Origin of the sequence: Enterococcus sp. DIV0755f, from assembly GCF_051713725.1 — a bacterium.
Classification (GTDB): Bacteria; Bacillota; Bacilli; order Lactobacillales; family Enterococcaceae; genus Enterococcus_D; species Enterococcus_D casseliflavus.
This window is the reverse complement of sequence record NZ_JBIOQL010000001.1, coordinates 2,389,791-2,402,500: the sequence shown is the minus strand read 5'-3', so window position 1 is coordinate 2,402,500 and position 12,710 is coordinate 2,389,791. Positions and strand designations below refer to the sequence as shown.

At 37.1% G+C, this 12,710-nt stretch carries 8 protein-coding genes and 1 pseudogene; 1 reads left to right on the top strand and 8 read right to left on the bottom strand.

Features of this window, described 5'->3' with window-relative positions:
• Nucleotides 1-121: 121 nt before the first annotated feature.
• From IGI73_RS10920 to IGI73_RS10890, 7 genes are all read right to left on the bottom strand, one after another.
• Entirely contained in the window at nt 122-1,234 is a 1,113-nt protein-coding gene (locus IGI73_RS10920; RefSeq protein WP_428207052.1) for a tyrosine-type recombinase/integrase, read from the bottom strand.
• A 1-nt stretch (nt 1,235) separates the two neighbouring features.
• Nucleotides 1,236-1,448, bottom strand: coding sequence for a DUF3173 domain-containing protein (locus IGI73_RS10915; protein ID WP_002405208.1), 213 nt, complete (start codon nt 1,446-1,448; stop codon nt 1,236-1,238).
• Between the two features lie 351 nt (nt 1,449-1,799).
• Nucleotides 1,800-2,399 carry a tyrosine-type recombinase/integrase gene (locus IGI73_RS10910; protein ID WP_033778485.1) on the bottom strand — a complete coding sequence of 200 codons (600 nt, stop codon included), beginning with the start codon at nt 2,397-2,399 and terminating at the stop codon, nt 1,800-1,802.
• A gap of 570 nt (nt 2,400-2,969) precedes the next feature.
• On the bottom strand, nt 2,970-4,784 hold the full coding sequence (locus IGI73_RS10905) for a hypothetical protein (protein WP_428207053.1): 1,815 nt from the start codon (nt 4,782-4,784) through the stop codon (nt 2,970-2,972).
• Nucleotides 4,785-4,961: 177 nt separating this feature from the next.
• Nucleotides 4,962-5,567 (bottom strand): hypothetical protein, encoded by a 606-nt coding sequence (locus tag IGI73_RS10900; RefSeq protein ID WP_002405203.1) that lies wholly within the window; start codon nt 5,565-5,567, stop codon nt 4,962-4,964.
• Nucleotides 5,568-5,645: 78 nt separating this feature from the next.
• Complete coding sequence (locus IGI73_RS10895; RefSeq protein ID WP_002405202.1) at nt 5,646-5,975, bottom strand: winged helix-turn-helix transcriptional regulator; 330 nt, start codon at nt 5,973-5,975, stop codon at nt 5,646-5,648.
• Nucleotides 5,976-6,801: 826 nt separating this feature from the next.
• The gene (locus IGI73_RS10890; protein ID WP_428207054.1) at nt 6,802-7,689 is read right to left on the bottom strand and encodes a replication protein; all 888 of its coding nucleotides are present in this window, start codon (nt 7,687-7,689) and stop codon (nt 6,802-6,804) included.
• Nucleotides 7,690-10,143: 2,454 nt separating this feature from the next.
• Here IGI73_RS10890 and IGI73_RS10885 point away from each other — a divergent pair.
• Nucleotides 10,144-10,595, top strand: a pseudogene (locus tag IGI73_RS10885) (HIT family protein).
• A gap of 84 nt (nt 10,596-10,679) precedes the next feature.
• Here IGI73_RS10885 and IGI73_RS10880 read toward each other — a convergent pair.
• Nucleotides 10,680-12,677 carry a beta-galactosidase gene (locus IGI73_RS10880; RefSeq protein WP_438759207.1) on the bottom strand — a complete coding sequence of 666 codons (1,998 nt, stop codon included), beginning with the start codon at nt 12,675-12,677 and terminating at the stop codon, nt 10,680-10,682.
• Nucleotides 12,678-12,710: the final 33 nt, after the last annotated feature.

Sequence of the window (12,710 nt, the reverse complement as noted above, 5' to 3'; positions counted from 1 at the left end):
TTTAATTAAATTGATTCTGGTAACTATTTTTTACTCCATATTATGTTCTGTATGAGTGTACCTGCTGACTAGAAAGAATAGTAGAACTTCATTCTACTTGAAGGTCTAATATTCTCTATATCTATACAATTGCATTATTCAATTTATCTGCTAAGCTTTGTTGCTTATTTGGGTAGAGGTGTCCGTAAATATCATAGGTCGTATTAATTGAGGCGTGTCCTATGCGTTCTTTAATGATGAATGGATCTTCCTCATTATCAATTAAAAATGCTACGTGGGAATGTCTGAGGTCGTGAATTCGGATTCTTTTGAGAGTAGAACTACGTTCTACTACGTCATCATATTTCTTTGATACTTTGAAACGTGTCATGATTTCGGGGACGAATTGAAAGACTTGGAGTTTCTCCGTATCTGCTACAAAAGGTGAAAGAAGCTCATGTTGTTTATCTTTCCAATTCCACAATTCATCTGATAAGTTGCTGTGAAGAGCAATTTGACGACTTCCAGCGCTCGTTTTAGGTTCATTGAGGACGTTTTTGCCTGTCAAATGAATCAAAGTTTTATTAACGTCTATAATGTTTCTGCGTAAGTTGATGTCTTCCCACGTCAGTCCTAAAAGTTCTCCCATACGCATACCAGTTGAGAAGGCGACTTTGAAAAAGAGCTTGTATGGATACTCATCAGGTTTAAAAAGTGACATAAAATGATTGAAGTCCTCCGTTGTCCAATAGTCCATCTTTTTCTTTTTGACAGGTAATTTCTTTAATTGTGTGCATGGATTTACTTTTAGAAATCCTTGTTTGACAGCTACATCTAAGAGTTTCTTTAGTTGTATCATGAGTTTATTAACCGTATTATTGGATAAACCTTTATTCGTGAGTGAAGTACGAAAGACTTCTAGCTCTTTATAAGTTAAAAGCTCAATTTTAGCTTTCTCAAAGTACCCCTTAATATGCCTGTTGTAATTATACTCTTGTGTCTGTAAGTAGCTTTCCTTACGATTACTTCTTTTATCTTCTTCAACAACAATCTGATACAGCATTTCAATAGTAGCACCTGTAAGAGAGGTATCTCCAAACTTAGTAAATCTAAGTTCCTGTTCTAGTTTAATAGCTTCTTTACGGGTCTTAATTTGACGTTTGATAAATCGGTTACGCTTACCAGTAACAGGGTTAAAACCATCTGAAATATCTACAATCCACGTCCCTGTTGCTTTGTCTTTTCTGATTGTCATTTTAGTCTACCTCCTCAATTGGTTTTACTGCTAACTGAATGCCTAGTATTTCCTCTATGGCTTTAACAGGCACACGTCCAAGTCGTGTATTCTCATAGTAAGAGAATCCTTTGTGTACCATCAAAGCTTTAGCTCTCTTAATTAGGTCTTCTGCCGTACAGTGTCCATAGCCCAATTCGATTAAGTCGTGTTTAGTGATTGTTGGATTTGTCATAGTTTCTTGTCTCCTTTTATTATGTGACTAGATATAATCATCTGAAATAATTATTTTCAGGAAGTAAGAGAATGTAAATCATTTTCCATGGAATTGTTCTTCATTGCTTGTCTCTTTCTTCTATATACTAATTATAAGGGATAAGAAATTCCTTTGAAAGCCCTCCAAATAGCGTTTTGTAGCGGTTCCAATCAGAGCTATCTTGTGAAGTAGGTAGCTCAAATTGATAGTTAGGTATGTTGAAAGATGAGCAGTACCCCTAAAAGTGGGGGAGTAGGTTGGACAATTTTGATGACAAAAATAAATTGGTTTTGAAACTATTTTCATTGTTTTTCACCATCTTTCATGAGTTTAACCGAAGTTAATCGTGTCAAGTAGTTCCTCTTTTTGTACCTCGTCCAGTCCTAAATAACTAAGGGTAGACTTTTGGTCAGAATGATTCAGTAGTTTCATGACAAAACCTATGTTGTAGTTGGTCTGTTCGTAGACTCTGTACGCACCTGTCTTTCTCATGGTATGAGTACCCAAGTAATTAATGCCCAAGAGATCTCCTGTCTTCTGCATGATTTTGTAGTACTGCTTTCTAGTGATACATTTGTCTGTATTGGAGAGAGATGGGAAGAGCCATTGGCTTTGAATCTCATTTTCTTGTAGCCATTCTTGATAAAGAAGGAGTTCTTTTTCTATTGGTTTCAGATAAAGAGAGTTTGGCTTGCCCGTTTTTTGGTCAGTGATGTTAGCACGCTCTTTTAGTACCCCAGTATCTGTGAATACATCTGAATATTCAAGCGCCAATACATCACTGACTCTTAGAAGAGTTGCTTTGCCAAGTTGAAAGATGGTGTAATTTCTGCGTCCAGCTTTGAAACTATCTAAGAGAGTATCTTGTACCTGTTTAAGTACATTTGAATCCTTGATTGGTTGTACGTTGTGCATTTGTCTTTTAGCCATATTGATGACCTCCTGTTATTCGTCTTATTTAGGAAGTGATAAAAAATCGCTCCTACTTTTAGAGAGGAAAGAAGGTAGCCTTAGAAAATCTTACATTCACGAGGTGTCATAATATTAAAAGGACTCCTCTTTACTTTCTTTTCAAGTGATTAACCTGTTATTTGTCAGTAGACAGTCCTTTGTCTGAATAAGAAAGTACAAGTAATTAAAAACTGAAATTAACAAGATAAAGGTAAGAATAAGGCAGACTAAAAAACACAAGAGACGTTGATAAACCAACATTTCTAGTGCTGTCATTATAATTATTTGCTCTTTGACTTCTTTGTAATGCTCTGTATATTATTCAAATAAAGGGCAGTACAAAAAGGTCAAAAAATGCGTTTTAAGCGATTTTTCTGTTGTGGGGTATGATAATGCTAGGAGAAGATTTCAAGGTAGCCAAGGGAATTTTTGGGATGTTTTTCGACGTATGGAAAGAGCGTAGTAGGCTTGATATGGCGAATTCTCGCTCACATGGGTCTTTTTAATAAAAGGACTCCTAGTGTGAGGAAAAAGGTATTTAGTTTCGTATCAGTCAAATGGATTAGTTGCATCTTCACCAGTATACCCCTGTAATGATTTTTCACCTTTAGGGTCTGTGACGTTTTTATTTTCATCTGATTGATTTTGTTGCTTCTCTTCATAAGCTTTATCTGATTGTTTTTGTCGAGTATTTTTATTACTGGTTACAGCGATATAATCGCCAGTTAGATTTCCTACAGGCGTATCTGCTTGTAGTTTATACCCATCCCAATCACTATTTGGCGTTATATTCAGAAGAAACTCTTTACTTGATTCATTATCTTTCATTTTAAACTGTACTGTTCCATCTGCAGAACTGTTAGCAACCCCAAGAAATTCGGCAGTTATTAGTAGTTTGCTACTGTCTTCAAATCTCCAACCTTTAGGAGATTCATTGAAATAACTAGCTGTATGATTATCAAGGTTATTTGTTATAAATTTACCACTGAATAAATGACAATAGCTTTCTATAGTTGCATTATCCATAGTTTCTTTACTGACATTAGCTGATGACAGAACTTCTTCACTTGTAGAACTATCATCTTTCTTGGTACTTTTATTTGATAGTGGTGAATAATCATGATTGATTTCACCTACAGGAGTTTGTCCTGTTACATGATAAGAGCCATCATCATTGTTCTTAATGGTAATATCAAAGGTTTCTTTTGTATTCGTATCAGTCATGGAGTATGTTCCAGAGGCTGTCTCTACATCATTAGCAGTACTTAATTCATTGAATGAAGCTTTTAGTACTATTTTGCCGTTCTTTTGAAGTACCCATAAAGAGGGTGTAATGACACTAGTTGTAGTTTCATCATCATTTTGAGTCGCACGCTCATAGTATCCACTAGAAGCCAATGAATAGATTAAATTTCTGCTTAACTCTTCTTTAGACATATCATTCGGATCTTGCTTTTCCATTTCTTTTTTAGCATATTGACCATCAACAATGTCTGCGTTGAATCCATCTAAGTTTAAATTATCCTTGAGTGCAGAAGCTGCTTCGGGTCTTCCTTCTAAATCAAGATAATATCTGTATAGTGATTCTCCCCATGATAGAATACCATAAGCGCCGTTATCCCAATCAGTTTCTCGAATATCAGATGTAGTATTTTCTTCTGTATCTTCATTTGGATTATAGCCATCATAGCTGTAATCTAATTCGTCAGAGATTTTTTTATAGTATTGTTTTGCGACATCTGTGTTTAGTGGAAATTTATAGGCAGTAGGTATTAGGTCTGATTTTTCAATTGGGATATAGTAGGATTTGTTGTAGTCGCTAATAATTTCCAATGATTTTTTAGCTCTATCTAAGCTATCTTTTACAGGTTTAAATTGATTTTTACCCTCAGTAGTCAGACCATCAAAATAGGCGTACATTTTATCTAACTTCTTCTGTTCATCTTCAATCGAAAATTCTTTTGAAGTATCTCCAATATTACCCGCTTTACTGTACTCATTTCCTAAATCGGATAGGAGTTGTTCATCATGTCTGATTCTCTTAATTTGTTTTTGCTTTTCAAATCGAGAGGGGAGAAAATTTGTTTTATTCTCTTTATCCATCTTCTTACCGGTTGTTAATGGGATATACTTGTTATTTTTAGGATTCAATAAACTCAAATCTAGGTTTCCCTCTGATCCAATTTCTTTCCAACGTTCATTGAAATAGTTAAGAGAGCTTTTCACTCTGTTCTGGGAATGAAAACTCATAGCTAGTAAGATTCCTAAGACTGCTAAAGTAGCAATGATAAGCTGAATAGAGCTCTTTTTTGTAAAAGTAAGTTTTTTTATTGTTATTCTCTCCTTGGTTCCTCCTTTCCTCACAGAAATAATTTTCCCATGGAAGATAGTGAAAAGCAAATACTTTTTTATTTGAAGTGTTGCAAAATTGCAGATAATTAAATATATATGATAAGAAGTATCTTTAATTGGTTCTAGAAAGTATAAATAAAAAGAGTAGTAATAACTACTCTTAGTAAGATCATGTTTATATTAGTCAAATTAATCAAACGATGTGATTCTTAAATCTTTAAAAAACCCCTCTGTTCCGATATCTACAAATAAACCAATCGCTCCTTTAGAATCTCCATGTTTCATATTTTCAACAACTAAAACTGGGTTTTCTTCATGATTAAGATAGAATTCTCCTCTTGCTCCATTTATTACCGCTCTTAAGGTAATCCATTCATTAAGCCCAATATCTGCTGAACCTTCGTAATCGATAATTCCTTTTTTTCTAAAATATTCAAATGTATATTTAGGGTAAGAGAAATATTGTATTGCTCGGTTTTTCCTTACTGAGTCATTAACCCTTCCATTGGTTGGTCTTATATAAAAGGATTCAAATTTCGAATCATCTTCATTGACTCTAAAAGTAATGCCAATAAAACCACGAGCAAAATCAGGAGCATCTGGTAATAATTTACTTAGCATTTTTACTTCAATAATTCCGTTATGAAAGGAATTATCAGCTAATTTAGCATAAGTATTCTCATCAAATTCCATGATTTTATTTGATTTCACTACTCTTGAAACAATTTCTCCATTTAAATTGACTAACCTTGATTCAACGTTTATTGGTTTGAACTCAAGCATTTCTATCTCCATATTATCACTCTCCTAAAGAATCTATATCTAAAGAATAACTGATTAATTTTAAGATGAGAAGTAGGCACAAAAATGTAACTATGCAATAAATTGTTTTTTGTAAAACTGTCCCCATTTCCTCATAGCTTCGATTACAGGTAATAATGTATTTCCTAGCTCGGTTAGTTGATATTCAACGTGAGGAGGATTCTTCTGAAAATCAATACGCTCAACAATTCCATCCTCAATCATTGATTTTAAACTTTCTGTTAGTACTTTTTGAGAGATACCCTTTAGAGAACGTTTTAACTCAGAATTTCTTTTTGAACCAGTCATAAGGTCTCTAATAATTAATGTTTTCCATTTACTGCCGATTAATTGGACTGTAGTTGCTACATCACATTCTGGCATGTGATCTTTCATTATCATTTATTATCACTCCTTCCAATAAGGTCTTTTCGCTTATTTTATCATAATTTCAAAAGAGTTTATCTTATTATAAATAGAACCACTCATATTATTCTAAAATGTTTGAAAGGTCAGTTTAATTTTGTATAGCTACTAAGTACCCCAAGTATAGCTATTAGCGTGATAGAAGTAAGAGAGGTGAGATACTATGACCCCCAGTAACAAGCTGTTCAGTATTCAGAATAGATGAAAGTCAAGTGTACCAAGTGATTTGGTCTCTTTAAAGGTGGAAAGTCGGTTGTACCAATGGATTGTGGTGGTAGTGATGGTCAGAATCTGTTTCATTGCTGATACCCGATATAAGCAACTTACCTTTGGTCTTGTACAACTACCAGCTATGATTTATACCTTTCAAACTTGGTAAATCTGCTATACATGGTAGATTTAAGAATCTTACTCACTGGGTGGGGTGGATTTAGTATCTAACCTTGAGTCATGGAAAATACCTTTGGTTTTCTAGTGATTTGATTTATCTGACTTTATTTGACATACTTGGAAAGTTTAATAGTCTTATTGATTGAATTCATTCTTTCAGCATCTACAAAAATACCCCCACTATCTAGTATCTATGGCATGATAGATAGTAGGGGAGAAGTAGAATAACTTATCAAAGAGGATTGGAAAGCTAAAAGAGGAGAAATACCTGTTTTTCAGACTGGGTATTTCTTATCCTCTATTAATTAGTCCTAATGTACTGAAATTACATTTGTCTGACTGTTAGTAGATTTATCAAGAGCTAGACTACTGATAAAAACTAAAAATTGGTAACATTGACATTGTCGAAATCTTACAAGCAATACTCTTGGTATTCCTTTATTGTTAATGCCCATAGCTCCAAATCAATCCCCTTTGGCACTAAGGGTATGTTGTACGTTTGCGTACTACTATCAAAAGAATTTACCCACACTTTGGGCTTATTTCTACGTATCGTACTTTCTAAATAGCTATTAATTTCAAGATAATTCGTATCCATTAAGTAGCCCCATTGAGGGGCTGTTTCATCTAAGAAATCGTACACAGCACTTATTTCTGTTATACCGTTGTCTTTAATGAAAGTACGAATGAAGTGTAGTCCTTTGTAGTTCTCATTCTGTTCGGACTTAGAACTATATCGACAGCTATTAATATAGTCTCTGATACCAATGTGGTATCTGTTGATGACGTACCCCCATCGTGGGGATTCTTCATCTGCATAGTCCATAAAGTCTTTCATTTCTTTGATATTATTTTCTCTGATAAACTTCCTTATTTCTCTCATCATGGCGGTTTGTTGGGTCTTACTTGGTCTTAGTATTTCTTTGACATCTAGTCCATTGAATGCCATGATGTCATCTTGCTCATATTGATACTTTTCAGGGTTATCAAGATGGAGCCAATACCTTACTTTTCCGACAATAGACTCACAGGGTTGTGGATTTGGTGCATGGAGTTTGCCAGTTATCTTTAGGATTTGTCTGTAAGACTTTAAGCTATTAAATTTGATAAGGCAATGGTAGTGAGGCTTTTTAGCTCCGCCATATTCATTTTCATCTTTATCGTGCAAAGGGCTATGCCCCCACGCTACTCCAATATCTGTTACAATATTTTGCCAGTCTTTTGGTGCTGATTCTGGATAGACAATAAATATCCAGTTTCTGTGTCTCTCTGCTTGTAATTCATTCTTATTACTCATCATTTTAATACCTGCTTTCTTAGTTTATTTCTCTAGCTTCATGATACAAGCCCATCTCCATGCCTAAAAAGCCTGAATTCCTTGAGCCACTCGATTTCTTCCTTAATAGTTGCCACAATCCTTTGTAGGAGTAGAAGCGACAAGGAAATGTTCAGCGTTCAGCCCGATACTGGGGTCTTGGTTTTGGGTACGCCACAGGCAAAAACTGAGACAGCCACCAGTCAATGGAAAAATGCCCCTTGACGTCCTTAGAGCGCTTCTTAGTGTCCGCAAGAAAGCGAGAATGTCTTTCTCTTTCTTCAAAAGAAAATCCGCCTTGCGCTCATTTTTGGCTCTACAGTACCTCCGTTGGGAGAAATGTCGACAAAATGGCTAAAACGAATCTGCCAAGCCTCATACTACGACCCCCAGTAATATACTGATCATTATTCAAAATAGCTGAAAGTCAGGTGTACCAAGAGATTGGGTCTCTGTTTCATGAGAAAATCGGTTGTACCAATAGCTAGAGTTATTTTTGTTTGTTATTTCTCTGTCTCAGTGACTTTGTGCACTAAAAGTGTGGGCAGTTTGTTGTTTGTTGAGTAGCTACTACCTCTATATTATTGCTCGATAGTTACTCCTAGGCAACCCAGTCTATACCACGAATTTGAAAAGTTTTGGGTGGTAAAATCCGTATCTAACTGATGTTATTTGAGGAGTCATTTACGAGCCATTAAAGTCGCTTGACTCAATTTCATCTAGCTATAGGGATTTTGAGTCTTGCCTTATTTGCCATTTGGACTCCTTTTGGTGTTCATTTTTTGGTCAACTCCTTTTGTTATACTGGTTAGATCCCCTATGTCTCTGCTGTTAAAATCTAGAGATAAAAGTTCATGTTGCCTATATATTTACTGGAGGGTTGGGCATTAGGGGGATAAAAGTACCAAGTTACTTATCTAATGCTTTTCTTCCTGTGATACTGCTGGCTATAGTTGGCTATAATAGTTATCTGTATGCAGACTTGATAGTCAGATGGATAATAGAAAAGATGTCAAGCATTTGAGCAAGAATTGCAGGAAGAGATTCCGTATCTCTCTTGAAATCAGCTTACCTGGGTGCTACTTTAAGCTTATCTTGGTTCAATCAGCTTAGCTGATGGGGAGTAGGCTGAATTTAGGTTGCTTAGTTATCAGTGGGTGGAAAAGGGGTATTTACAATAGAAGAAACTTATCTGCATTCGATAGCTGAAAGAAGTGTGGGGAGAAGCAAGAAGCATGGTTGCACAGAAAAATAGTCATACCAATCGGTCTCTGTGGTTATTGCTAAAATTCATCTCAAGGGTGCCTGACTGCATCACTGGTGGTGGCTGTGGCAGATGGCTCAAATACCCATAGCTACATAATTATTTTTTCCATTGCCTAGCAAAGAAGCTGATTTGAAGAAAAAAGTGATGTGGGTGGGGGTGAAAAATCATGTTGCTGGAAATGAAAAAATGATGAGTGTCAGAAGTGATTTTCATGTTCATCTAACAGAAGGTGAAAAAATAGGGTAGCAGCTATCGAAAGAAAACTAGCTGATTTGGTAAGAAGCCCCTCAAAGGGGCAAACGTACCCCAAGTGTGTATCTGAGGATAAAAATTAAGGGTTCAAAGTTTGATGTACGAAAAGATAGTAATGTGGGTTCCTCTCTAATGAAGAAAGCAGAATGGATAGAAGAAAATAAGTCATTTTTCTGTCACTACCGAAAACTATCTGATTCATGGAAAGAAGCCTATCTAGTGCTGTGTCAGAAGCCGAAATGAAAAGAAGCAATGAAGAAAACGTCTTTCTTTCACTGCGTTTTTATGAGTTGCTTTGGCTACTGGAAAGAAACAAAAATCCCCAACATCTAAGGTGGGGGTTCTACATGGATTCAAGCGTTAGATACTCTATGATTTTCCAACCATCTGTATATAGTAAAACGCAGTTTGAGTCATCCAAGTATGCTTGAAATACATCATCTAATTAAACTGAACAAAGAAGATACGAGGGTAGCAATCATCTAACTTAAATCTAGCTAAAAAATTCTGGACAAGGATAAAAATAGATGGTATACTTAGAATGTAGAAGTATACAGGTAAATAGAATCTCCAAATAATATCCTAGATGGCTAACCCATAACTTGTTTAAATCGGTTATAAGTGGGTATAGTCTTATTTATTTTTGTAAGATTGACTTATAGTCATAAGAGCGGTAAAACTCAAAATCCAGTGCCCGTTGAGGGCGTGCCGGTTCGACCCCGGCCGCCGGTATCATTGATGTATCAGTCTTTTATAAGATTGATACATTTTTTTGTTTATAAAAGTCTACAAATACTATTTTGAAGGACCACTCATATAGCAAAGATTTTTTTGTTTTGTTACTATTGAAAGCCTTTCCTTAATCTTGTATAGTTTTTACATGAATAGCTGCAAGGAACAGGAAAGAGAGGGGGATCAAATTGAAATGGTATGAGAATAGAATCAAATCAGCGATAGATGGGACAAATCCAATGGTGATCAAAGAATTGTCTGGCAGTTTTGCTGTTTATGGCGATGTCCAATTTCTTCCCGGATATTGTGTATTATTACCTAAAAGAGAGGTGGCTTCTTTAAATGATCTAGATTTAAGCGAGCGACAGATTTTCTTAACTGATATGACTCTTTTAGGAGATGCTATAATACAAGCTTGTTCTCCATTGAGAATCAATTATGAACTATTGGGAAATACCGATAACTTTCTTCATGCACATTTGTTTCCCCGTTATGAATGGGAAACCGACGAAGCGAAAAAATGCCTGTTTGGTTGTACGACAAATCCCATTGGACTAATCCAGAGTATCACTATTCAGAAAAAAGAGATGGAAAGCGAAGACAAAAGATAGCCTCTTATTTAGAAAATGCCTATCGCTAGTCTAAAGAATCTCCCTGAATCTAGTAACGTCTATAAAAGAACCTCCATGAAGCGATCGCTTCATGGAGGTTCTTTTTCCTTAGATCAATCAACATACTTAAGAACTGCGACTTCTTTTGGTTTCAGAACTACCAACTGTCTGGTTTCTTTGGTTAGAAGGTCTGCTCCAGGGGCTTTCAGCTTCACTTTGGTTGTCTGCTCGGTATGGTTTAAGAGAAAGACGAGTGTATAGCCAGCACCTTTGCGACAGGTAACGGAGACCTCAGTAGGAGCAGCCAAGAAGTGCTGGGCATGAGTCGCTAATTTATGATTTTCCAGAATGGTCGCTAAAAATGTAGTTAGCCCTTTAAGAGACAATTCTGTTCCCACGTAATACGCATACCCATCGTCGATCTGATTCATAGTAATGGCTGGCTTATCGGACAAATAACCGGATTGGAAGGTTGCCAAAGCTTTCGCACCATTTAGATGAATGACTTCCTCCCATAGAGAATTGTCGTACCGACGACCTTGGAAGTCAATTTGGTGATGGGTAGCTGCTTTCATTGGGTAAAACTCTTCTACAATGATCCCTAAGGTGTCCCTAAACAGTCCTGGATAGCCCCCAAGATAGACTTGGTCATATTCATTGACGATCCCACTAAAGAAATTCGTCAAGAAGATGCCGCCTTGTCGCACGTAATCATTGATTTTCTTACCGAAAACTTCTGGTGCTGAATAGAGATTTGGGGCAATCACTAAAGGATAGCCGTCTAGGGATTCGGAAGGATGGACAAAGTCTACGCTCAGATTTAACGCCCTTAGCGCGGCATACAGGCTGCGTAACTGATGAATGTACTTTAAGGTGCTTGGTTTGGCATCCAATTCCAGCGCCCACCAATTTTCCCAGTCAAAGACAACCGCGACATCAGCCAAGAAGCGCGTCCCAACGATATCCGACAGTTGCGAAAATTCGTTGCCTAATTGCGCACATTCACGAAAGATACGGCTTGAATGAGGATCTCCATGAGGCACCATCGCACTATGAAATTTTTCCGCACCGCCACGAGACTGCCGCCATTGGAAGAACATGATGCCATCAGCGCCATGAGCGAGCGCTTCATAACTCCAAAGACGCAGCTGGTTGGGTATCTTGGCACCATTGATTTGCCGCCAATTAACGGCGCTGGTGGCTTGTTCCATGATCAAAAAAGGTTTTTTCTTTAAACTACGAGTTAGATCGTTAGCAAGAAATTGCGGGTAAGGGATCTTTTCAAAGGGATTCGGGTACGAATTCCAGCTGACTACATCCATTTCGGGTGCCCATTTAAACCCATCCACGTATTTGTGCAAGCCCATCAGATTGGTCATGTAAGGGATTCCTTGTGAATATTTTGCGATCGCCGCCTTTTCGAGTTGATAGAGCTCCAGATTCATGTCGGAAAGAAAACGGCGATAGTCTAACTGCTGCGCAGGATTTTTGAAGGTCGGCATCGCTTCAGGTAGAAAAATTTCCTCCCAGCTGCCATAGGATTGACTCCAAAACTTGGTTGACCAAGCATCATTCAATCCAGCGATGGTCTGATATTTCTCTGCTAACCATGTCTGAAATCTTTTCCGACAATGATCGCAATAACACTCGTGGATGTGACAGGTATATTCATTATTGATATGCCACATGACTAGCCCTGGATGATTGGCATAACGGTTTGCGACTGCTTCCGACAAATCGGTGGCATATTGACGATAGATAGGGGAAGTCGGACAGTAGTGCTGGCGCGCCCCATGAACCAGTCGATTGCCATGAATGGTCACAGGCAGCATCTCAGGATGTTTTTGAACAAGCCAAGCGGGAGGCGAAGCCGTTCCGTTGGCTAGGTCGATCATGATATTGTTTTCATATAAAAGATCCATCAACCAGTCCAGAAAATCAAAATCATAGGTGGATTCATCTGGCTGCAGATTGACCCAGCCAAAAATATTGATACTTACATAGTTCACACCTGCTTCTTTCATTAAGCGCATATCTTCAAGAATGACTTCTTTAGACCATTGTTCAGGATTGTAGTCGGCACCATAGTAAAGTTGACGTTGCGTTTTCATCCAATCGCTCCTTTATAGACGTTTCTTTAGCAT

Bases quoted from the DNA above. Each gene is read 5' to 3' on its own strand.
- IGI73_RS10890 (WP_428207054.1), bottom strand. From the start codon at position 7,689: ATGATGAGTAATAAGAATGAATTACAAGCAGAGAGACACAGAAACTGG.
- IGI73_RS10900 (WP_002405203.1), bottom strand. From the start codon at position 5,567: ATGGAGATAGAAATGCTTGAGTTCAAACCAATAAACGTTGAATCAAGG.
- IGI73_RS10895 (WP_002405202.1), bottom strand. From the start codon at position 5,975: ATGATAATGAAAGATCACATGCCAGAATGTGATGTAGCAACTACAGTC.
- IGI73_RS10915 (WP_002405208.1), bottom strand. From the start codon at position 1,448: ATGACAAATCCAACAATCACTAAACACGACTTAATCGAATTGGGCTAT.
- IGI73_RS10910 (WP_033778485.1), bottom strand. From the start codon at position 2,399: ATGGCTAAAAGACAAATGCACAACGTACAACCAATCAAGGATTCAAAT.
- IGI73_RS10920 (WP_428207052.1), bottom strand. From the start codon at position 1,234: ATGACAATCAGAAAAGACAAAGCAACAGGGACGTGGATTGTAGATATT.
- IGI73_RS10880 (WP_438759207.1), bottom strand. From the start codon at position 12,677: ATGAAAACGCAACGTCAACTTTACTATGGTGCCGACTACAATCCTGAA.